The 19,184-nt window shown below is 70.5% G+C and carries 24 protein-coding genes; 16 read left to right on the top strand and 8 right to left on the bottom strand.

The window, feature by feature from the left end; genetic code table 11:
* Positions 1–86: 86 nt before the first annotated feature.
* Both ACZ5K7_RS11165 and ACZ5K7_RS11160 read right to left on the bottom strand, forming a co-directional pair.
* Positions 87–1,109: a LacI family DNA-binding transcriptional regulator gene (locus ACZ5K7_RS11165; RefSeq protein WP_351708916.1), complete on the bottom strand. Its 1,023-nt coding sequence runs from the start codon at positions 1,107–1,109 to the stop codon at positions 87–89.
* Positions 1,110–1,216: 107 nt separating this feature from the next.
* The gene (locus ACZ5K7_RS11160) at positions 1,217–2,005 is read right to left on the bottom strand and encodes a response regulator transcription factor (RefSeq protein ID WP_351708919.1); all 789 of its coding nucleotides are present in this window, start codon (positions 2,003–2,005) and stop codon (positions 1,217–1,219) included.
* A gap of 179 nt (positions 2,006–2,184) precedes the next feature.
* Here ACZ5K7_RS11160 and ACZ5K7_RS11155 point away from each other — a divergent pair, with 179 nt between their 5' ends.
* The 8 genes from ACZ5K7_RS11155 to ACZ5K7_RS11120 all read left to right on the top strand — a co-directional run bounded on the left by ACZ5K7_RS11155 (position 2,185) and on the right by ACZ5K7_RS11120 (position 7,631).
* Positions 2,185–3,021 carry an alpha/beta hydrolase gene (locus tag ACZ5K7_RS11155; protein WP_468912547.1) on the top strand — a complete coding sequence of 279 codons (837 nt, stop codon included), beginning with the start codon at positions 2,185–2,187 and terminating at the stop codon, positions 3,019–3,021.
* Positions 3,022–3,128: 107 nt separating this feature from the next.
* Positions 3,129–3,383 carry a MoaD/ThiS family protein gene (locus ACZ5K7_RS11150; RefSeq protein ID WP_351708925.1) on the top strand — a complete coding sequence of 85 codons (255 nt, stop codon included), beginning with the start codon at positions 3,129–3,131 and terminating at the stop codon, positions 3,381–3,383.
* A gap of 9 nt (positions 3,384–3,392) precedes the next feature.
* Positions 3,393–4,601, top strand: a complete 1,209-nt coding sequence (locus ACZ5K7_RS11145) for a hypothetical protein (RefSeq protein WP_468912545.1) — start codon at positions 3,393–3,395, stop codon at positions 4,599–4,601.
* A gap of 138 nt (positions 4,602–4,739) precedes the next feature.
* On the top strand, positions 4,740–5,477 hold the full coding sequence (locus ACZ5K7_RS11140) for an LmeA family phospholipid-binding protein (RefSeq protein WP_351708931.1): 738 nt from the start codon (positions 4,740–4,742) through the stop codon (positions 5,475–5,477).
* A 366-nt stretch (positions 5,478–5,843) separates the two neighbouring features.
* Positions 5,844–5,924, top strand: coding sequence for an Ms5788A family Cys-rich leader peptide (locus ACZ5K7_RS11135; protein ID WP_350751515.1), 81 nt, complete (start codon positions 5,844–5,846; stop codon positions 5,922–5,924).
* A gap of 121 nt (positions 5,925–6,045) precedes the next feature.
* Positions 6,046–6,885 (top strand): sulfurtransferase, encoded by an 840-nt coding sequence (locus ACZ5K7_RS11130; RefSeq protein ID WP_351708934.1) that lies wholly within the window; start codon positions 6,046–6,048, stop codon positions 6,883–6,885.
* 72 nt (positions 6,886–6,957) lie between these two features.
* Entirely contained in the window at positions 6,958–7,245 is a 288-nt protein-coding gene (locus ACZ5K7_RS11125) for a DUF1416 domain-containing protein (RefSeq protein WP_351708937.1), read from the top strand.
* Positions 7,246–7,367: 122 nt separating this feature from the next.
* On the top strand, positions 7,368–7,631 hold the full coding sequence (locus ACZ5K7_RS11120) for a DUF3099 domain-containing protein (protein WP_351708939.1): 264 nt from the start codon (positions 7,368–7,370) through the stop codon (positions 7,629–7,631).
* A 19-nt stretch (positions 7,632–7,650) separates the two neighbouring features.
* On the opposite strand, the gene ACZ5K7_RS11115 is transcribed toward ACZ5K7_RS11120, so the two are convergent.
* Complete coding sequence (locus ACZ5K7_RS11115; RefSeq protein ID WP_468912541.1) at positions 7,651–8,496, bottom strand: SDR family oxidoreductase; 846 nt, start codon at positions 8,494–8,496, stop codon at positions 7,651–7,653.
* A 107-nt stretch (positions 8,497–8,603) separates the two neighbouring features.
* Between ACZ5K7_RS11115 and ACZ5K7_RS11110 the strand changes: the two genes are divergently transcribed.
* Positions 8,604–9,005 (top strand): winged helix-turn-helix transcriptional regulator, encoded by a 402-nt coding sequence (locus tag ACZ5K7_RS11110; protein WP_468912539.1) that lies wholly within the window; start codon positions 8,604–8,606, stop codon positions 9,003–9,005.
* A gap of 171 nt (positions 9,006–9,176) precedes the next feature.
* On the opposite strand, the gene ACZ5K7_RS11105 is transcribed toward ACZ5K7_RS11110, so the two are convergent.
* Positions 9,177–9,590, bottom strand: a complete 414-nt coding sequence (locus tag ACZ5K7_RS11105) for a hypothetical protein (protein WP_468912538.1) — start codon at positions 9,588–9,590, stop codon at positions 9,177–9,179.
* A gap of 177 nt (positions 9,591–9,767) precedes the next feature.
* Here ACZ5K7_RS11105 and ACZ5K7_RS11100 point away from each other — a divergent pair, with 177 nt between their 5' ends.
* A complete protein-coding gene (locus ACZ5K7_RS11100) occupies positions 9,768–12,389 on the top strand; it encodes a DUF6185 family protein (RefSeq protein ID WP_468912536.1) in 2,622 nt (873 codons plus the stop codon).
* 29 nt (positions 12,390–12,418) lie between these two features.
* Here ACZ5K7_RS11100 and ACZ5K7_RS11095 read toward each other — a convergent pair whose 3' ends face one another.
* Together ACZ5K7_RS11095 and ACZ5K7_RS11090 are read right to left on the bottom strand one after the other, a co-directional pair.
* Positions 12,419–12,781, bottom strand: coding sequence for a DsrE family protein (locus tag ACZ5K7_RS11095; protein ID WP_046732507.1), 363 nt, complete (start codon positions 12,779–12,781; stop codon positions 12,419–12,421).
* A 23-nt stretch (positions 12,782–12,804) separates the two neighbouring features.
* Positions 12,805–13,179 (bottom strand): hypothetical protein, encoded by a 375-nt coding sequence (locus tag ACZ5K7_RS11090; RefSeq protein WP_351708954.1) that lies wholly within the window; start codon positions 13,177–13,179, stop codon positions 12,805–12,807.
* A gap of 176 nt (positions 13,180–13,355) precedes the next feature.
* On the opposite strand from ACZ5K7_RS11090, the gene ACZ5K7_RS11085 reads away from it, so the two are divergent.
* Both ACZ5K7_RS11085 and ACZ5K7_RS11080 read left to right on the top strand, forming a co-directional pair.
* The gene (locus ACZ5K7_RS11085) at positions 13,356–14,198 is read left to right on the top strand and encodes a helix-turn-helix domain-containing protein (protein ID WP_468912534.1); all 843 of its coding nucleotides are present in this window, start codon (positions 13,356–13,358) and stop codon (positions 14,196–14,198) included.
* Complete coding sequence (locus ACZ5K7_RS11080; RefSeq protein WP_468912532.1) at positions 14,180–14,452, top strand: DUF397 domain-containing protein; 273 nt, start codon at positions 14,180–14,182, stop codon at positions 14,450–14,452. The genes ACZ5K7_RS11085 and ACZ5K7_RS11080 overlap by 19 nt, the downstream gene beginning before the upstream one ends.
* On the opposite strand, the gene ACZ5K7_RS11075 is transcribed toward ACZ5K7_RS11080, so the two are convergent.
* Both ACZ5K7_RS11075 and ACZ5K7_RS11070 read right to left on the bottom strand, forming a co-directional pair.
* Complete coding sequence (locus tag ACZ5K7_RS11075) at positions 14,442–15,614, bottom strand: serine hydrolase domain-containing protein (RefSeq protein ID WP_468912530.1); 1,173 nt, start codon at positions 15,612–15,614, stop codon at positions 14,442–14,444. The genes ACZ5K7_RS11080 and ACZ5K7_RS11075 overlap by 11 nt on opposite strands.
* Positions 15,615–15,623: 9 nt before the next feature.
* Positions 15,624–16,556: a LysR family transcriptional regulator gene (locus ACZ5K7_RS11070; protein WP_468912615.1), complete on the bottom strand. Its 933-nt coding sequence runs from the start codon at positions 16,554–16,556 to the stop codon at positions 15,624–15,626.
* Between the two features lie 98 nt (positions 16,557–16,654).
* Here ACZ5K7_RS11070 and ACZ5K7_RS11065 point away from each other — a divergent pair, with 98 nt between their 5' ends.
* From ACZ5K7_RS11065 to ACZ5K7_RS11050, 4 genes are all read left to right on the top strand, one after another.
* A complete protein-coding gene (locus ACZ5K7_RS11065; RefSeq protein WP_468912528.1) occupies positions 16,655–17,128 on the top strand; it encodes a cupin domain-containing protein in 474 nt (157 codons plus the stop codon).
* Positions 17,125–17,484, top strand: coding sequence for a DoxX family protein (locus tag ACZ5K7_RS11060; RefSeq protein ID WP_468912526.1), 360 nt, complete (start codon positions 17,125–17,127; stop codon positions 17,482–17,484). Before ACZ5K7_RS11065 ends, ACZ5K7_RS11060 begins: the two co-directional genes overlap by 4 nt.
* Positions 17,485–17,677: 193 nt before the next feature.
* Positions 17,678–18,349 carry a hypothetical protein gene (locus tag ACZ5K7_RS11055; protein WP_468912524.1) on the top strand — a complete coding sequence of 224 codons (672 nt, stop codon included), beginning with the start codon at positions 17,678–17,680 and terminating at the stop codon, positions 18,347–18,349.
* On the top strand, positions 18,346–19,182 hold the full coding sequence (locus tag ACZ5K7_RS11050; RefSeq protein WP_468912522.1) for a hypothetical protein: 837 nt from the start codon (positions 18,346–18,348) through the stop codon (positions 19,180–19,182). The genes ACZ5K7_RS11055 and ACZ5K7_RS11050 overlap by 4 nt, the downstream gene beginning before the upstream one ends.
* Positions 19,183–19,184: the final 2 nt, after the last annotated feature.

Genomic DNA, 19,184 nt, shown 5'->3' with positions numbered 1-19,184 from the left:
CGCGCCCCTTCAGGGGCGCGGGGAACTGCGCGGGCAACCACGACGAGCCCGCGGCCGACGGATCACCGGCACCCGCAGGCAACGAACTACCCGCACCCGCAGGATCCGCGCACCACCAGCCGCGAGGGAAACGTCTTCAGGCGCTCTCTCCGCGACCCCGCCACCCGCAGCCCGTCGTCGAGGACCAGGTCCACCGCCGCCCGTGCCATCGCCGGGCGGTCCGATGCGATCGTTGTCAGCGGCGGGTCCGCCAGCGCCGCCTCCTTGATGTCGTCGAAGCCGGCCACCGCCAGCTCCCCCGGCACGTCGATGCGCAGCTCGCGGGCGGCCCGCAGCAGGCCGATCGCCTGGTCGTCGGTGGAGCAGAAGAACGCCGGCGGGCGATCGGGCCCCGCCAGGACCTCCAGCGCCACCCGGTACGCGTCGTACCGGTTGTACGGCGCCTCGAACAGCCGGCCCTCCGTGGTCAGGCCCGCCTCGTCCATGGCCCGCTTCCAGCCCTCGACGTGGTCGGAGACCGGGTCGCCGACGGCCGGGGTGTCCGCCGTACCGCCCATACAGGCCACGTACTCGTAGCCGTGCTCCAGCAGATGCCGGACGGCGAGCTGGGCGCCGCCCAGGTCGTCCGTCACCACCGCCACGTCGTCGATCGCCTCCGGCCGCTCGTGCAGCAGCACCACCCGGGCGTCCCAGGCGTCGATCTCGGCGGCGGCCAGATCGTTCAGCGCGTGCGAGACGAGGATGAGGCCCGAGACCCGCATCCCCAGGAACGCGCGCAGGTAGTGGACCTCGCGTTCGCCCACGTAGTCGGTGTTGCCGACCAGCACCATCTTTCCGCGCTCGGACGCGGCCTGCTCCACCGCGTGCGCCATCTCGCCGAAGAAGGGCTGACGGGCGTCCGGGATGATCAGGCCTATGAGGTCCGTGCGCCGGGATGCCATCGCCTGGGCCACCCGGTCGGGCCGGTACCCCAGTTCCTTGATCGCGGCGAGGACACGCTCGCGCGTGGCCGGTGCGACCGGCCGGGGTCCGTTGTTGATGACATAACTGACCACGGCGGTCGAAGTCCCCGCCAGCCGCGCCACATCATCCCGAGTCACCTTGGCCACGCGCGGAGTCTACGCGGATGGACCCGCTCTGGGCAGGGCGTATCGAAGCTTCGCTTGCGGAAGCAATGCCCTGTCCGGGCGACGGCCATGCCTCGCCCGGACCACCACTACGCCTCCGCCGGTACCTCGACCGCGTCCAGGGCCGCCGAAGCGTCCGCATCCTCCGGCTTTGGACCCTCCGCCCGCGCCCTGGTCTCGTCGCTGACGCGCTCGCCCCGCTCGCCCTTCTCGGGGGTAACGAATCGATAACCGACGTTCCGGACGGTTCCGATCAAGGACTCGTGCTCCACGCCGAGCTTGGCGCGCAGCCGCCGTACGTGGACATCGACGGTCCGCGTGCCGCCGAAGTAGTCGTAGCCCCAGACCTCCTGGAGCAGCTGTGCACGAGTGAACACGCGGCCCGGGTGCTGGGCCAGGTACTTGAGGAGCTCGAACTCCTTGAAGGTGAGGTCGAGGACCCGTCCCTTGAGTTTGGCGCTGTACGTCGCCTCGTCCACCGAGAGGTCGCCGTTGCGGATCTCCATGGGCGAGTCGTCGTTGACGATCTGCTGGCGGCCCATGGCGAGCCGCAGCCGGGCCTCGACCTCGGCCGGGCCGGCCGTGTCGAGGAGTACGTCGTCGATGCCCCAGTCGGCGGTGACGGCGGCGAGGCCGCCCTCGGTGACGACCAGGATGAGCGGACAGCCGGGGCCCGTGGAGCGGAGCAGCTGGCAGAGGCTGCGGACCTGCGGGAGGTCGCGGCGGCCGTCGATGAGGATGACGTCGGCGCCCGGGGTGTCGACGAGGGCGGGGCCTTCGGCCGGAGCGACCCGCACGTTGTGCAGGAGCAGCCCGAGGGCCGGCAGCACCTCCGTCGACGGCTGGAGGGCGTTGGTCAGGAGCAGCAGAGAACTCATATGTCTGGTTCCTCCTCGGTCCCTGCGAGGACTGTGTGCAATGACACTGCGCTGCGCTCCCGAGCCTCCGTACATCCGCGGTCACCTGGAGTTTCCCGCTTCGTATACAGAGCTTCCGAAAGCACAAAAGGACCCGGTGGCGGCGCTGCCCGAGTCCTCTGCCCAGCAGAATAGCCCACATGAGCATCGGTCCGGCAGGTCGTGCGGCACGTTCCATCGTTCGTCCGACATATGAGACGAGCAGAAACGCCTCTATGCGGACGTTTCTGCGCACGGACGACGGGGTTTCCATTGATTCCGTATACGATCCCGCCTCCGTCGTATACGACGGCTCCCGGTCACCCTCCCGTGATCTCGTGTTCGTCCTGGCCCACGGCTTCACCGGCGACGTGGACCGGCCGCATGTACGACGGGTGGTGGCCGCTCTGACGGATTACGCCCCGGTGGTCAGCTTCTCCTTCCGGGGCCACGGCCGCTCCGGCGGGCGCACCACCGTCGGCGACCGTGAGGTCCTCGACCTGGCGGCGGCGGTGCGCTGGGCGCGCCGCTTCGGGCACACCCGCGTGGTGACCGTCGGCTTCTCGATGGGCGGCTCGGTGGTGCTGCGGCACGCGGCGCTGAACGCCGGGGTGGACGCCGTGGTCTCGGTGTCGTCCCCGGCCCGCTGGTACTACCGGGGCACCGCCCCGATGCGCCGCGTCCACTGGCTGGTCACCAGACCGGAGGGCCGGCTGGTCGGCCGCTACGGCTTCCGCACCCGTATCCACTACCGCGGCTGGGACCCTGTGCCGCTGTCCCCGGTGGAGGCGGTGCCGAAGATCGCCCCCACCCCGCTGCTGATCGTGCACGGCGACAGCGACGGCTACTTCCCGGTCGACCACCCCCGGATGCTCGCGGACGCCGCCGGTGGCGCGGTCGAGCTCTGGCTGGAGCCCGGCATGGGCCACGCCGAACACGCCGCGGACGACCGGCTGCTGGCCAGGATCGGCGACTGGGCGGCTTCCCGGGCGGGCTAGCCTGAGCCTGTACAACAGCCACACAGGTACACAGCCACACACAGGTACACAGCCACACAGTTACACAGCCGACCGAATTGTTCTTGCTGAGTCTCTTGAGGAACCTGATGCCCAAGGTCACGGTGCGCTACTGGGCCGCCGCGAAGGCCGCGGCCGGGATCGCCGAGGAGCCGTACGACGCGGACACCCTCGCCGAGGCGCTGGACGCGGTGCGTGCGCGACACCCCGGGGAACTCGCGCACGTCCTGCGGCGATGCTCCTTCCTCGTCGACGGTGACCCCGTGGGGACGCGCGAGCATGAGACGGTACGGCTGGCCGAGGGCGGCACGGTCGAGGTGCTCCCGCCGTTCGCAGGAGGGTGAGCGAGACCGATGACCAACCAGCCGTACGAGGACTACGACCCGTACCAGCAGCCCCCCGCACAGCCCCAGTGGGGGTACGAGGAGCAGCAGTACGCCACCCAGCAGTGGCAGGGGCAGACCTGGGAGACGCAGACGCACGCGCCGGTGCAGGCGGCCCAGCCGCAGGCCCCGGCGGCGGAGACGGCGTACATGCCCCAGCAGGCGTACGCACCGGCACAGCAGCAGGCACAGCAGCAGCCGCAGCCGCAGTCGGCGTACACACAGCAGCCGCAGCACCCCCAGCACCCGCAGGTCCCCCAGCACCCGCAGCAGGCACCGCACCCGCAGCAGGCACCGCAGCCGCCGCAGTCGGCGCACACGCCGCCCCCGGCGCCCGCGCCCGGCTCCGGCCCTGCCGAGCCCGGCTCAGGCTCCGGCCCCGCGGAGCCCGGCTCCGGCTACGGTCGCGCGACCCTCGCCGGCAACGCGCGCATCACCGACGCGCAGCGCGCCCGCCTGGAGGGACGCTCGCCGATCATCGAGCCGGGCATGCAGCCGGCGCTGCTGACGGGCCTGCTGGGCCTGCTGCTGGCGGTGGCGGCCCCGATCTCCTCGTACGCCCTGGTGGTGCCCCTGGTGATCCTCCAGGCGGTGACGGCGGCGGGCTGGTTCCGGCTGAACGGCATGTGGCCGGCCCGCCAGGGCATCGCCCTCGCCTTCCTGGGCGCGCTCGCGGCGGATGCCGCGGTACTGGTGGCGGGCCGCGACCAGGCCCCGGCGGCGATCCTCGGCCCGCTGGGCATCTGGGTCCTGCTCTCCCTGGTCCTCCAGCTCCGCTCACACGCGGACCCGGACACCCGTATGTACGGCCTGATGGCCACGGTCGCCGCCTCCGCGCTGGCGATCATCGCGACGGGCTTCCTGGGCGCGGACCCGGACGCGGCGTCGGTGGGCGCGGCGGCGGTCGCGGTGGCGGTGGTGGCGCGGGCGCTGCCGCTGCCGACGGTGGCGTCGGTGGTCGTGTCGGTGCTGGCCGCGGCCGGGGCGGGCATCGCGGTGGGCGGCATGACCGGAGTGGGCACCAAGGGCGCGCTGATCGGTGCGGGGGCCGCGCTGTGCGCGCTGGCCGGGCACCGGGCGGCGAGCTACGACTACCCGTCGAGGTTCGTCCACTTCACGGCGGGCGTGGCCCTGCCGCTGGCCGCGGCGGCACCGGCGGTGTGGATCCTGGGGCGCTGATCGCGGCGGTCCGTCAAGGGCACCGGGCGCCTCCACTGTCACAGGTGGTCGACAATCTCCGGTGGGATCGCTCCCACGGGGCTAGCGTGAGATCACCGACGTGCACAGCCGACTCGCCGACCCGGGGGAACCCATCACATGCGCGCCCTGCGAATATTCCTGATCGTCGTCGTCATCCTCGGCGTGCTCTTCGTGGTCGTCGACCGCGTCGCCGTGCACTTCGCCGAGGGTGAGGCCGCCGGCAAGCTGAAGACGACGGAGGGCCTCGCGAGCAACCCGGACGTCTCCATCAAGGGCTTCCCGTTCCTGACCCAGGTCGCCGGCGGCACGCTGGACGACGTGGAGGTCGGCATCAAGGACTACGACGCCACCACCGGCACCGCCGGCAAGACGATCCGTATCGAGGATCTGAAGGCCGACATGAAGGGCGTCACCTTCAGCGGCGACTACAGCTCGGCCACCGCGCAGACCGCCACCGGTACCGCGCTCATCTCCTACGGCGAGCTGCTGAAGAACGCGAACGCGCAGCCCACCGACCTCGGCCTCGGCTTCACCGGCAAGGTCATCGGCCTCGCCGACGGCGGCAACGGCAAGATCAAGGTCACCCTCGACGTGACCGTGCCCGGTGTGGACGCCCATCAGAAGGTGACCGTCCTCAGCACGGTCACCGTCAAGAACAACACCGTGCAGGTGCACGCCGACAACCTGCCCAAGCTCGCCGGCGTCAGCCTCGTCGAGGACCGGTTCCGGCAGGCCTCCGACTTCCAGCAGGCGATCAGCCAGCTCCCCGGCGGTATCCAGCTGGACAAGGTGGAGGCGGCGGCGGACGGTGTGGAGATCGGGGTGAAGGGTTCGAACGTCCGGCTGGCCGGGTAGAAGGCGCCACGGCGGCGGCCGACGGGCCCAGGGCCGGCGCATCGGCCGGACGGGACGGCGGAGGAAACCAACCCGTCCGTAACCCGGACGGCGGACCGGATCTGTCCGTCACCCGGACGGCGGACCGGATCTGTTCGTCGCCCGGACGGTGGGCCCGACCCGTTCGTCAGCCCGGGACGGCAGACGGACCCCGTCCATCTGTCGAGACGGCGGCGTCCGCACCGTAGATGTGGCGACGACCGCGGCAGGGCGGCCGCGGCCTGATCACGCCTCGGACCCCCATCCCGTCCCATAATCCGGACGATCGCGTCTCATCATGCGACATGCCGGTGACATGCCCGGTCATCCGTCCCTACGATCGAGCCCATGAAGCGTCAGGCGGATCTCACGAAGCGGCGGGCAGTCGACCTGTGCCGCGTGGCCGCCATGCTCTGTCGCCCCTTCTGACGGTGGAGGCCCCTGCCTCCGCATCCCCCCAGCCCTCCCCTGCCGAGGGCATCCGTGCGCGCCCGCGCGCACCCACCCGCACTCGCACGCCCCGCCGCAACTGCCCCGGAGGAGAAAGAGCATGAGCCGCAGCGACGTCCTGGTCGACGCCGACTGGGTCCAGGACAACCTGGACAACGCCGACATCGCGATCGTGGAGGTGGACGAGGACACGTCCGCCTACGAGAAGAACCACATCCGCAACGCGATCCGCATCGACTGGACCAAGGACCTGCAGGACCCGGTCCGCCGCGACTTCATCGACCAGGAGGGCTTCGAGAAGCTCCTGTCGGCGAAGGGCATCGCCAACGACACGCTGGTGATCCTGTACGGCGGCAACAACAACTGGTTCGCGTCCTACGCCTACTGGTACTTCAAGCTCTACGGCCACGACAACGTCAAGCTCCTCGACGGCGGCCGCAAGAAGTGGGAGCTGGACGCCCGCGAGCTGGTCGAGGAGGTCCCGGAGCGCCCCGAGACCACCTACACGGCCAAGCCGCAGAACACCGCGATCCGCGCCTTCCGTGACGACGTCGTCGCCGCGATCGGCTCGCAGAACCTCGTCGACGTGCGGTCCCCCGACGAGTTCTCCGGCAAGCTGCTCGCCCCGGCCCACCTGCCGCAGGAGCAGTCGCAGCGTCCGGGCCACGTCCCGTCCGCCCGCAACATCCCGTGGTCGAAGAACGCCAACGACGACGGCACCTTCAAGTCGGACGACGAGCTCAAGGAGCTCTACGCCGAGGAGCAGGTGGACCTCGCCAAGGACACCATCGCCTACTGCCGTATCGGCGAGCGCTCGGCCCTGACCTGGTTCGTCCTGCACGAGCTGCTCGGTGTCGAGAACGTCAAGAACTACGACGGCTCCTGGACCGAGTACGGCAGCCTCGTCGGCGTCCCGATCGAGCTCGGCGCCAACAAGTAGGACCCCGCAAGACCCCGTAGGACTTTGGCAAGTCCCCAGACCGACCTTTCAAGACCTCAACAGGAGTACGACATGTGTGGAGCGAAGGCCGGCGGCCCGGACAGCTCGACGATCAAGCCCGGTGAGACCACGATCCAGGGTCAGGTGACCCGCGACGGCGAGCCGGTGACGGGCTACGTCCGCCTCCTCGACTCGACCGGCGAGTTCACCGCGGAGGTCCCGACCTCCGCCACCGGACAGTTCCGCTTCTACGCGGCGGAGGGCACCTGGACCGTCCGAGCCCTCGTCCCCGGCGCCACCGCCGACCGCACGGTCGTCGCCCAGCAGGGCGGCCTGGCCGAGGTCGCGATCGCGGTCTGACCAGCTGGACGCAAGGGCCGCGCCCCCGGATCGAAGACCCGAGGCGCGGCCCTTCGCCGTACCCCGGATCCACCCCGCGGCGGGGTCGTGCTCAACCTTCGTGGTCGACCTACTCTTGAGTCATGCTCGCCCGGCGTCGTCGCGTGTACTTCGTCATGATGGGGATCTGTATCGGTCTCTTCGTCCTGGCCTGGGGGGTCGTGCGTATCTGGTCCGTGCCCGCCGCGGTGGGGATGTGTGTGGTGGCCATGGTCATCCCGCCCGTCGCCGCGATGGTCGCGAACCGGCGGGGCCCCGACGACCGCTGGTGGGACGACCCCTCCGGTGACCCCAAGTCCGACGAGTGGTGGGACGAGCTGGACGGGAAGAAGCGTCCCCGGCCCTGACACCCGACGTGCCCGCCTGCTACCGGAACGCTTCGACGTTGCGCAGGGCCCACGCGGCGAAGGTCCGGGGCGGACGGCCGAGCACGCCCTCGATGTCCGGGCTGAGCCGCAGCTCGGCCGCGTTGGGCTCGCCGAGGACGGCCAGCGTCGTCGCCACCACCGGCTCCGGCATGAACGCGGCCATCCGGGCGTGCGCCGCCGCCCGGGTCAGCTCCACGAACCGCACCGGCTCACCGAGCGCCGCACCGATGGCCGCCGCCTGCTCCCGGGGCGTGACGGCCGCCGGACCGTTCAACTCGTAGATGCGGCCGGTGTGTTCGTCCTTGCGCAGGGCCACCGCGGCGACCTCCGCGAGGTCCGCCGGATCGACTACCGGGATCCCGACGTCACCGAACGGCGCGGCGACCGTCCGCTCGGCGCGCACCGACTCCGCCCAGGCGTAGGCGTTGGACGCGAAACCGCCGGCCCTGAGGATCGTCCAGGCCAGACCCGACCCGCGCACCGCGTCCTCGACCGCCCGCATCGCTCCGCCGTGCGAAGGCGACTCCGGCCGGGTCGCCACGCCCTGCGAGGAGAGCAGCACCACCCGCGTCACCCCGGCGTCCTCGGCCACCGCCAGCACGGCCCGTGCGTCGAGTCCGTGGCCGCCCGTGCCGCCGTCGTGCAGGAACAGCGCCCCGGCACCGTCGAGCGCCGGCCGCAGACTCTCCGGCTCGGCCAGGTCGGCCCGCACCTGTACGACCCCGTCCGGCAGGTCCATGGGGGCGATCCCCCGCGACACCGCCGTCACCCGTTCCCCGGCCGCCGCCAGGGCCGCCACCAGCGGCCGGCCCACGTTCCCGGTCGCACCCGTCACCACGATCATGCTCAACTCCCTTATTCTCCGGTGTTCTTCCGCGATGACAGCGACGCTAACAGCGTCGGTATAGTAGGTACCTAGAGGAAAGTGACTACCTCAGAGGGGTGTGGCTCATGACGACCGCGACACGACGGCCCGTGCCCGACCCGCTGTCCGACCCCGAGCTGGCCTGCCCGGTCTCCCCGGTCGTGGACATCGTCTTCAGCCGGTGGACGACACCGATCCTCTGGTCCCTGCACACCTTCGGCCGCCAGCGGTTCGTCCAGCTGGAGCGCCGGATCAAGGGCATCACGCCGAAGGTGCTCACCCAGCGGCTGCGCCAGCTGGAGCGCGACGGCCTGGTCGTGCGCACCTACCACCCCGAGGTACCGCCGCGCGTCGAGTACGAGATCAGCGACCTCGGCACCACCCTCGCCCCGCTCTTCGCCCACCTCGCCGACTGGGCCGGCACGCACCTCGACGACGTCGAGACGGCCCGGCAGCGCTACGACGAGGCGGGATCCCCGCGCCCCTGAAGCGCGCTTACGGAACCGCGTTCTGGTACTGGAAGCGCGGTTCCAGGGTCCGTCTTCAAACGGAGGCGGCGGTTCCTCAGGTTGCCCGTTCCGGGTCCGCCACTGGCGAAGGGGCGCCGCCCGCCACGGACGGCGCCCCTTCGTCGCCGGTCTCGCTCCGGCGTCCTGCTCCTAGTGGTCGGAGCGGCGGTCGTGCCGTTCGTGCTCGCGCCCCGGGCACAGGTCGAGCGTGGTGCACAGCATGATCTCCTGGCAGGAGCCTGCTGCGGGCTCCGCGTCCGCCTCGTCGTCGGCATGGGGCACGAACCGCCACTGCGACGCCTTGGTGTGCCGGGTCCCGTCCGCCCTCTCGACGTGAGCGTGCAGCGTGCGGGCCTCGGGGTCGTTCGTCTCCACCAGCACTTCGTCCGCGCGGAGCGGGAAGTGGTCGTGCAGCAGGCACAGGCCGAAACGGTTCAGATTCCCGTGCTTGGTCAGCACCGCCACCAGGTCCGCGACGAACTCGGCGTCCTGGGGGCCCAGCCCTTCGGCCTCCTCGAACCGGGGAAGCGGCTTGCGTGGGACGTCCACCGGGATGTCGGTCATGGGTCCTCCGTCAATCGGCTGACTCTCACCGGCTTCCATTGTCAGGTGCCGAACCAGACCCCGCAAATGCCAATGGCACACCCAAGAGGGTGCGTGTCAGGGGTCCGACGTGTGTCTGTTCATGACAGATACGGCGCTTTGTCTAGATTCGCCGGGGAAGGGAGAGGTGTCGGTCCTATGGCGATGACTCGATGGTGGCGGTTGCTGTCACTCGTGGTGCTGGTGTCATGCGGGTGGATGTGCGACCCGGCGTCGGCGCAACAGCGGCGGGACCCCGGTACCGGCTGCCAGTCGGAACGCCTCAAGGACAGCACCGTCGAGGCCACCTTGCGACTGCAGCAGCACAAGCAGCCGCACCCCCGGGTCGTCTCCGACATGACGGTGCGGGTGCCGAGACGGTGGCCGCTCGCCAACCAGCTGACGTTCAGCGTGCGGTCCACGCAGTACCGCATGGCCATACGGTGCCTGCTGCTCGGCGACGAGACTCCCGGGCCGCGCCACGAATGGCATCCCCGCGATCCCGTGGTGACCGCCACCGACTCCATGGTCGAGGTGCACTACGTCGCGTACAACTGGATCACCACGGACGAGCCCTTCCTCGTGGGCCCCTGGGAAATCGTCCCCACAGGGAGAACGTGGATGGTCTACCTGTGGCCGCCGACACTTCAGACCATCCGGTGGAAGCGGATCGAGGCCGATCTGGGCGGCCTCGGCTTCAGCGACCTCGTGGAACGGGCGTCGTCCTCCACGGAGCACGCGCTGGTGTGGACGAACAGGTTTCCCCAAGAGGTCCAGGTGAAGGTCGATCCGCCCTGGCAGCGCCGGCTGGCGGCGACGCTCACCCAGTCGCTCTGGGGCACCGCGGGCGTCGCCTCGTGGTGGGTGTGCGCCTCGGTCCTGATCGCTGTGGCCGCACTCCGTGCCCGGCGCACCGGAACAGCCGCCGCGCACGGGACGCCGCCCCCACCACCGGTCGGGGACGTGGCCCGGCGACAGGCGGCGGATATCCCCGACACCGACACCGGACACAGCACGAGCTTCACGCGAACGCTGCTGGAGTGGGCCGTACTCAGCGGGGCGATCGCCCTGGCGCTGCTCGTCCCACAGCAGGGAGCCACACCCCGGTCGTACGCCGTCCTCTGCATCTTCGCGGGCCTGGCCCTGGTGCTCGTCGCCCGCCCCTGGGTCCTCGGCGCGCCACCGACCGCACCTGGCGCCGGCCCTGACGAGCCGGCCCGGTCCGGCGGTGTCCTCGGCATCCAGCGCCGTCAGGCTCGCGCCGTCACGACAGCCACGTGTGCGGTCGCGGGGATCGGCCTGCTGGTGATCGCGGCCCATGGTGTCCTCGGTCTTCCGGAGAGCCTGGAGCCGAAAACGACAACCGTCCCGGGCCGCACCGGGCTTGTCCTGGTCGGCCTGGCGACCGTGTGGCTGTGGCTGGCCGCGATGCTCGCCTGGGCCTGGCGGTTCGCGCACGAAGGAGGACTGCTGCGCGAGCGCTGGACCCGGCAGTGGGACAGGGCCCCGGCGCAGTGCGTGGCCGTCGTCGGATGTCTGCTGGCGGCCGTCGCCGGGATTCTGCTCGCATTCGCCTGGCAGGCGAGCGGGAAACAATGGGAGCGCGTCAACTGGCTCGCCGAGCAGGACGACCCTGCCGCGTACAACGCGCACCAGAGCAAGCTGCTGGAGAACTTCTTCTTCAGCGACCTGAAATGGATCTTCGCCTACAGCTGGGTACTGACCGGCATCGCCCTGCTGGCGCTGCTGCGTTACCGCACCAGGCCGGCCCGGGCACAGGGCCGCCGCCGAATCGAGCGGTTCTCCCCCGGGCCGAGCACGTTGGATCTCCTGCTGACCGTCTCCTTGTTCGCCCTCTTCGTCGGACTGCGGGCGGCGAAGTTCGCGGGTGCGAGCGCGCTGTACGGCGTCTGGCTGGTGCTGAACATCGCCGCCGTGTACGTCGTCCTCGGCGTCGGGCGCCGCTGGTCCGTGTTGAGCCGGATGGGCGAGAGTTTCTATGCGAAGAGGCTGGGCACCGAGCCGCACCGGCACGAATTGCTGGAGAAGGCCCGCCACTACCTCAACGTCAACCACCAGATGCGCCTGCTGAACCAGGGTCATGCAGGCGGGCTGACCTACGAGGGGCTGGAAAAAGAGCTGGAAGACCTGCGCAATTGGCTGGTCACCGCGTGCGGGGGAGCCGATCCGCCGGAGCAGATCTCGGTGCTGGACATCGCCCTGGCCTGGGGACCGGACGGGCGCTGGTGGTCCAATGCGGTCCGCGCGGCGCGTCTGGCGTTCCGGTTCGGACTGCCGGCCACCGGGCTGCTGCTCTACTACCAGGCACAGGATCCCTACGGGCGAGCGCAGATTCTGTTCACCCCCGTCGGCATTCCGGAATTCATCACCGACCTGATCCTCTACCAGATGGCATGGGCGGCGGCCGGCTTCACGCTCGGGGCTCTGTGGCGTCTGCTGCCGGGACGCCGCAGCCAGGCGCGGGCGTGGTTCCTCACCGCCGCCTTCGCCGTCCCCGTGGTACTGGCCGCCGCGTTCATCCATGTCATCGACGCGGATCCCGGCCAGCTGATCCTGTACGCCACGCTCCTCCTGTGCGTCCTGACGTTCACCAGCATCTGGATGGACCTGGCGACCTTCCGCAATGGCTGGCAGTACCTGCCCAGCCGTGTCGCCCTGCTGCTGTTCGTCTACCAGCTGCGCGGCCTGTCCGTTCAGATCGCCTGGGTCCTCGTCCAGACGGGGGCCATCGTGGGGATCTGGGTCAGCCTGACGCGCTGAGGGGACCAACCACCGACAGGGCCCGCCCTCTAGTAGACGAGCGCCTGCGTCCCCTCCGCCATCGCCTCCTGCACGAAGACCTGCGCACCCGCGATCCGTACGCCCTCGATGACGTCCTTCTCCGTGATGTCCCGGCGGGCCGCGCACTGCGTGCAGAGCGTGAGCGTGCCGCCCGCCAGGATCGAGTCGACCAGGTCCGGCAGCGGAGCGGCGTGCGGCAGCTCGAACTCGGCGGCCCGCCCGGGCAGCGCGAACCACGCGGACTCGCCGGTCAGCCACATCGACACCTCGACGCCGCTGGCGACGGCCACCGCCGCCACCGTGAACGCCTGCGAGCACCGCTCCGGGGCGTCCGCCCCGGCCGTCACCTTGATCACGAGCTTCTTCGCCATGCGTGCAGCGTAATCGGGTGGCGTCATGGCTGGTGCTCCGCGCGCTGGTGCTGGCGCAGCAGCACGTTCACGTCGGTGGCGGCGCTGTGGTCGTACGCGACCAGCGCGGTCTCTCTTCGATCACCGAGGTCCGCGCACTCGGCGCAGCCGGGGACGGGCCGGGGTGGTCGGCTCAGGTCGTCGGGGGACGACGGTACGGCCCAGGTACTTCGGTCGTTCGCCGCGCGTACTCCGGCACTGAGCCGCTCTCTGTCGGTAGCGGGGCGTAGCGTCGCCGGGTCGGCCTGCCACTCCCTGCCGCCGCCGACGGGACGCAGTATCGCGTACGGCCCCGACTGGTCCCGGTACTCGCCGACCTGGTCGGTGGCGGTGTCGTAGAACAGGGTTCCGGGCTCCATGGCATTTGCTCCTTTCGTCCAACATCTATACGAAATGCGTGAGTTGGACTACTCTGGGTACCGAGGCTGCTACGAGCATGGCCCGGAGGTGGCGTCGGCGCGCCGATGGCGAGCGGTTCTTCCCCGTCTGGCGGCGCTAATTCCACAAATTCCATGGCGTACCAGGGAGGGGTGCGGTGCCGCAGAGGCGCGTGGTGACGGGGCGTAGTCAGGAGCCCAGGCAACGGTTCGCGGAGGAGTTACGGCACCTGAGGGCCGAACGGGGGGTGAGCCTGAGGGAGCTGGCCGAGGAACTGGGCTGGGACGCCTCCAACTTCGGCAAGATGGAGAGCGGGCGGAGCCTGGGGAGCCCGGAGGTCGTGGAGGCGCTGGACCAGTACTACGGGACGCCGGGGTTGCTGCTGGCCATGTGGGAGTTGGCGGTTGGTGACCCGTCGCAGTTCAAGGAGCAGTATCGGCGGTACATGGTGCTGGAGGCCGAGGCGGTGAGCCTGTGGCAATACTCAGTGAGCAGGCCCCCAGGGTTGCTTCAGACGGGCGGGTACGCACGCGAGGCGCTAACGGCTGGTGGCCTGATGGACGAGGAACTGGACCAGCAGGTCGAGGCGCGAATCGGGCGTCGAAGTGTGCTGGAGGGGCCAGACGCACCGCACTTCCGAGTCATCCTCTTCGAGGCGGTGCTGCGCAACTCGCTTCGCGATCCCCGGGATTGGCGAGTGCAACTGGAGTACCTGGCGGAGGCTGCGGGGCGCCCGAACATCACCCTTCACGTACTGCCGTTCGGTACGGGCCTGCACGGCTTGGACAGCACCGACACCATGTTCCTCCGGCTGTCGGACGGCCGTACCGTTGCGTACGCCGAAAACGACGTACGGGGCGAACTCCTCGAAGAATCCGGCAAGGTTGAGCGCCTGCACCGCACATATGATGACGTACGTGACCTGGCTCTGACGCCTGCCGAGTCACGGACATTCATATTGCGGATGTTGGAGGAACTGCCGTGCGAGCCATCGACCTGAGCAACGTGACGTGGCGCAAGAGCAGCTACAGCAACTCTGACGGCGGCAACTGCATCGAAGTCTCCGACGACCTCCTTCGTATCGCCACCTGGTACAAGAGCAGCTACAGCAACTCGGACGGCGGCGAGTGCCTCGAAGTGGCCGCCGGTCTCCCCTCCCTCGTCCCCGTCCGTGACAGCAAGGACCCTTCTCGCGGCGCCCTTCTCTTCGACGCCTCCGCCTGGGCGGCTTTCATCGACGGAGTCAAGCACTGACGTTCGTTGCCCGGCCGTCGCACAACGCGTGGTCGATCAGCGTGCTCGCCGCGTTCTCCTGGGCCAGGATGTGGGCCGGGGTGTCGCCGCGTGCCTCGGACATGGAGACCACCGCGCTGCGCCTGCCGTCGTCGGTGACGCCGTTGAGGGTGATGTAGCCGCCGTCCCCGCCCTCATGGCTCCAGTAGCTTCCGCCGCAGCTCAGGGGGCGTTCGACGAGGCCGAGCCCGTACCGGCCGCCGGGCCACAGCTGGTGGACCTCGGCGTTCACGGGGACCGTCCGCTTCATCTCGGCCAGTTGGCGTGCCGGGAGGAGGCGGCCCGCGAGCAGCGCGCGGAGGAGGCGGTTCTCGTCGTGGGTGGTCGTGACCCAGGAGAGGTTCTCGGGGTCCACCGGGATCTGGTCGGTGACGTCCACCCGGGAGCCGGGGCCGAAGTACTGGTAGGCCTGGGCGTGCGGCCGGGGCAGGGCGGGCGAGGTGCCCAGCCAGCGGGTCCGGTCGAGGCCGAGCGGGCGCAGGACGCGGTCCTCGATCTCCTGGTGGGCGGGGTGGCCGGTGGCCTTCTGGATGATCAGGGCGAGCAGGACGTATCCGGTGTTGGAGTACGCCCAGCCCTTGCCGGGCGGGAAGTCCGGCGCGTGGGCCATGGCGCGGGCGACGAGTTGCCCGGGGCCGTAGACGTCGTGGCGCTGCTGGTAGTACTCCTCCGGCGTGGTGTATCCGGGCAGGTCGTCGTGGATGCCGCTGGTGTGCTGGAGCAGCTGGCGGACGGTGATCCGGCGGCCGTCGTTGCCGTTCCCCCGGACGACTCCCGGCAGCCAGTGGTCGACCGTGTCGTCCAGGGACAGCCCGCCCTCGGCCTCCAGTTGGAGGACCACGGTGGCGACCAGCGTCTTGGCCGTGCTGGCCATGCGGAAGTAGCCGTCGGCGGCGACGGGGCGGCCGGTGTCCAGGTCGGCGGTGCCGCTGGCGGCGACCGACTGCCGGCCGTCGGGCGCGATCACACGGGCCTGCACACCGCTGACGCCGAGGGCGTGGATCGCGTCGGTGTCCCGCTGTAACCGCCCCACCGGGGACGCGGTGGCGGTGGTCGTCGCGGTGGAGAGCAGAGCGGCGACACCGAGCGCCATGGCGAGGTACTTGCGCGGAGTCGACATCATGACTGAACGCTAGGTTTGCCCCTCCTGGGGCGCGATCCGGTCCACCCCAGGATCCGAGTGGGGGATATCCCCCCGGTCCCGGTCCCGGTCGTGGTCGCGATAGGCCTCGATCGCCACCCGCACGAACGGCCGGAGCAACGGATTGGCGTCTCCCTCGACCCACGCCACCACCACCCGGCTCGGCCGCATGTCCGCGACCGGCACCGTCACGAGGCCGGCGCCCGGATCGTGGTCGGTCGTCGTCATGCCCACCGTGCCGTTCCACAGCACCGCCTGACGGCATTCCTCGATCGCCCGTACCACCGGCCCCTCCCGCACCGCCCCGCCGTTCCAGTACGACTGCCAGCGGCCGTCCGTGCCCGTCGGGAACCGGAACCACTGCCGGTCGGCGAGGTCGGCCAGCGTCAGGCTCTCCCGGCGGGCCAGCGGATCGTCGGCGCGCAGCAGCGCGCCCACCGGGTCGGCCCGCAACTCCCGTACCACCAGGCCGGTTTCGTCGAAGGGCGCGCGAGTCAGGGCGATGTCCACGAGCCCGGCGTGCAGCCCGCAGGTGGGATCGGTGAGGTCGGTCTCGCGGATCCGGATCCCGACGCCGGGGTGGCGTTCGCGGTAGGCGCGGGCCAGCCGGCGCACGCCGGGATCCGTGCTGTCGCCGAGGAGGCCGACGGTGAGGGTGGTGGCGCCCGCCGCCGTGGCGACCCGTACGCGCAGCCGGTCGGCCCGGTCGAGAAGGGCACGGGCCTCGTCGAGGAGCACGGCTCCGACGGGGGTGAGCGCGACACCGGCCGAGGACCGCTCGAAGAGCGCCGCGCCGATCTCGCCCTCCAGCCCCTTGATCGCCCGGCTCAGCGGGGGCTGGCTCATGTGGAGCCGTGCGGCGGCCCGGCCGAAGTGGAGTTCCTCGGCGACGGCCACGAAATAGCGCAGCGTCCGCAGCTCGATCCGCTCGATCCGCTCCATGCAGCCACGATACCGATCGGGTATCGAGGCGGCGGAACAGGTCTTGGACAGCCGTACCGTCCCGGCCGTGGAATCGAGGCATGACGACCCACGACCACCACGATGAGCCCGCCGTATCCGTCGTCGGCCCGGACGACGGCGAGGTGCTCGTCCTCGGCACCACCCGGATGCGCGTCCTGGAGGACGGCCGTACCACCGGCCACCGGCTCGGCATCGCCGAGTCCGTGCTCGCGCCGCACACCCCCGGCCCGCCGCAGCACCGGCACGCCGGGCACGACGAGGGCTTCTACGTCATCTCCGGTTCCGTGCGGTTCACGGTCGGGGAGGACGACTACGACGCCACCGCGGGCACCCTGGTGATGGTGCCGCCCGGCGCCCCGCACACCTTCGCCAACGTCACCGACGCACCGGCGGTCATGCTCAGCACGTTCACGCCCGACCTGTACGTGCAGTACTTCCGGGAGCTGCGGGACCTGTTCGAAACCGGAGCGGCACCGACCGCGCGGGCGAACGCCGAGGTGATGAGCCGGTACGCCACCGAGCCCGCCTCGTGAGCGTCGCGTACTGGGTCGTCGCCGGTCTCCTCGCCCTCTTCCACCTCTACGCGGGCGGGCTGAAGGTGGTCCGGAGCCGGGAGCGGCTGCGGCCGATGATGGCGTGGGTGGACGGCATGCCGATGCCGGCCGTGCGGGCGATCGGGACCGTGGAGCTGCTCGGCGCGCTCGGCCTGGTGCTCCCGCGTCTGACCGGTGTCGCGACCTGGCCGGCGGTCGCCGCCGCTGCCGGGTTCGTCGTCCTCCAGGCCGGCGCGATCCGGGTGCACCTGAAGATGGGGGACCGTCAGGTCGCCCTCAACGTCACGGTGTTGCTCGCGGCGGCGGTGGCCGGCTGGCTGGCGGCGGTGTCCTGATCGTAATTAATCGTTGTACAACTCAGTGAGTCGGCCATGAGTCTCCTGTGGCGCGCGGATCACGGAATTCGCGCTCCCGTTTCCACAGGGGGATCCATTGGACGAGCCAGAGATACCAGAAACACCACCGGAAACACCGCCTGAAAGACCGAGGAAACGCCGTCGTACCGGCGTACTGCTCGCCACCGCCGCCGTGCTCGGCGTCGTCGCCGGCACCTGCGTCGGCTACCTGGTCCAGGCCGACCGCGAGCCCACCGCCCTGCCGTCCCTCTCCCAGCCGTCCCTCGCCCAGGCGAAGGGCGCGGGCCCCGAGCCGCTGTCGGCCGCCCAGGACCGGCAGGTCAAGGTGGACGGCGACCTGCGCGAGCTGCTGCTGAGCAAGCCGAGGGATGCGCGCAAGGGGCTGTACGCGGTGGGCAGCGACGGGTGGCTGGACGTCTCCGCGTACGCGGAGACGTACAAGTACCCGGCCGGTGCCTTCCGCAGCCTGGTCGGCAAGAACGAGTTCCGCCGGGCGGCCGTCACCGACTGGCGGGAGGGCGACGACTTCAACGTCGAGATCCGGCTGGTCCAGTACCGCCAGGAGGAAATGGGCACGGAGGCCGCCGACGCGGCGGACAGCGCCTACTACTACGCAAATCCGGACGGTGGCTACGACACCGACAGCTGGCCGGTACCCGGCACGGGCGACGGCATGGCGTACGTCCACAAGAAGCCCGACACCTCCTACGGCGTGGGCGTGTACTCCGCCGAGGCGCACGCGTGGCGCGGGGACATCGCCATGGAGATCTGGATCTACGACACGAAGCCGATCCCGAAGGCCAAGGTGCTGGATCTGGCGAAGCGGCAGATGGAGCGGCTGTGACCGAGAACCCGGAAACACCCGTAAGCCCCGAGCCGACGCCTGTTGAGCCGGCCGTCGTCGAGCCGACCGCCGCCGAGCCGCCGCCTGTCGGGAAGTGGCCGCGTGGCCGTCGGCGTATCGCTGTCGTCGGTGCCGCCGGTGTCCTGGTCGCCGCGGTGCTGGCCGGGGCCGCCTGCACCGTCGTCACCGTCCAGGGCGCGGACCGCGACCCCGGTGCTCCCGTCTGGAGGCTGCCCAAGGCGGCCGAGGAGACGAAGGCGGCCGGCGGCAGCGGTCTCCAGGGGATGCTGCTGCCGTACGAGGGAGACACGTACGGGCGGGGTCCGGACATGGCCGGGTACGGGTCGGACGCGGCGTTGTCCGGCGAGCAGGCGACCCTGCTGCGCAAGGAGTCGATCAAGGACCTGCCGCGTTCGCAGCGGCGGCAGCTGGAGCGGCAGATCGACCGGAACCCGGTCAAGGGCATGGCGATGCGCAGCTATGTGAACACGGCCGGGACGCCGGGCTCCGAGTACACGATGGAGATCGTGCTGGCGCGGATGGGGAACCAGCGGACGGTCCGTTCCATGGCGGCCGTCCAGAAGGAGCTCATCGACGCCCTGAAGGTGTTCCGGAAGGGCCCGGAGATCGAGGGCTACAAGGACTCGGCCTCGTGCTTCCTGCCTCCGACCGACTCGGCCCAGAAGCTCGACACGATGTTCTGCACCGGCTACGTGGGCGACGTCCTGGTCACCGCCACGGCGACCGCGGGCAAACCGCTGGACAAGAAGAGCGCGGCGGCCATGCTCCGCACACAGCTCGACCGCATCAAGGAGCCGGGGGCGTCGGTATGACC

It is taken from the genome of Streptomyces sp. NPDC031497, assembly GCF_055580905.1.
Note: the sequence above shows the minus strand (reverse complement) of the source record. Positions and strands in the feature narration are given on the sequence as shown.

What these genes read in the sequence shown, in the direction of transcription:
- ACZ5K7_RS11160 (WP_351708919.1), bottom strand. Translation starts at nt 2,005, where the DNA reads ATGAGTTCTCTGCTGCTCCTGACCAACGCCCTCCAGCCGTCGACGGAG.
- ACZ5K7_RS11155 (WP_468912547.1), top strand. Translation starts at nt 2,185, where the DNA reads ATGAGCATCGGTCCGGCAGGTCGTGCGGCACGTTCCATCGTTCGTCCG.
- ACZ5K7_RS11150 (WP_351708925.1), top strand. Translation starts at nt 3,129, where the DNA reads ATGCCCAAGGTCACGGTGCGCTACTGGGCCGCCGCGAAGGCCGCGGCC.
- ACZ5K7_RS11145 (WP_468912545.1), top strand. Translation starts at nt 3,393, where the DNA reads ATGACCAACCAGCCGTACGAGGACTACGACCCGTACCAGCAGCCCCCC.
- ACZ5K7_RS11140 (WP_351708931.1), top strand. Translation starts at nt 4,740, where the DNA reads ATGCGCGCCCTGCGAATATTCCTGATCGTCGTCGTCATCCTCGGCGTG.
- ACZ5K7_RS11135 (WP_350751515.1), top strand. Translation starts at nt 5,844, where the DNA reads ATGAAGCGTCAGGCGGATCTCACGAAGCGGCGGGCAGTCGACCTGTGC.
- ACZ5K7_RS11130 (WP_351708934.1), top strand. Translation starts at nt 6,046, where the DNA reads ATGAGCCGCAGCGACGTCCTGGTCGACGCCGACTGGGTCCAGGACAAC.
- ACZ5K7_RS11125 (WP_351708937.1), top strand. Translation starts at nt 6,958, where the DNA reads ATGTGTGGAGCGAAGGCCGGCGGCCCGGACAGCTCGACGATCAAGCCC.
- ACZ5K7_RS11120 (WP_351708939.1), top strand. Translation starts at nt 7,368, where the DNA reads ATGCTCGCCCGGCGTCGTCGCGTGTACTTCGTCATGATGGGGATCTGT.
- ACZ5K7_RS11115 (WP_468912541.1), bottom strand. Translation starts at nt 8,496, where the DNA reads ATGATCGTGGTGACGGGTGCGACCGGGAACGTGGGCCGGCCGCTGGTG.
- ACZ5K7_RS11110 (WP_468912539.1), top strand. Translation starts at nt 8,604, where the DNA reads ATGACGACCGCGACACGACGGCCCGTGCCCGACCCGCTGTCCGACCCC.
- ACZ5K7_RS11105 (WP_468912538.1), bottom strand. Translation starts at nt 9,590, where the DNA reads ATGACCGACATCCCGGTGGACGTCCCACGCAAGCCGCTTCCCCGGTTC.
- ACZ5K7_RS11100 (WP_468912536.1), top strand. Translation starts at nt 9,768, where the DNA reads ATGGCGATGACTCGATGGTGGCGGTTGCTGTCACTCGTGGTGCTGGTG.
- ACZ5K7_RS11095 (WP_046732507.1), bottom strand. Translation starts at nt 12,781, where the DNA reads ATGGCGAAGAAGCTCGTGATCAAGGTGACGGCCGGGGCGGACGCCCCG.
- ACZ5K7_RS11090 (WP_351708954.1), bottom strand. Translation starts at nt 13,179, where the DNA reads ATGGAGCCCGGAACCCTGTTCTACGACACCGCCACCGACCAGGTCGGC.
- ACZ5K7_RS11075 (WP_468912530.1), bottom strand. Translation starts at nt 15,614, where the DNA reads ATGATGTCGACTCCGCGCAAGTACCTCGCCATGGCGCTCGGTGTCGCC.
- ACZ5K7_RS11065 (WP_468912528.1), top strand. Translation starts at nt 16,655, where the DNA reads ATGACGACCCACGACCACCACGATGAGCCCGCCGTATCCGTCGTCGGC.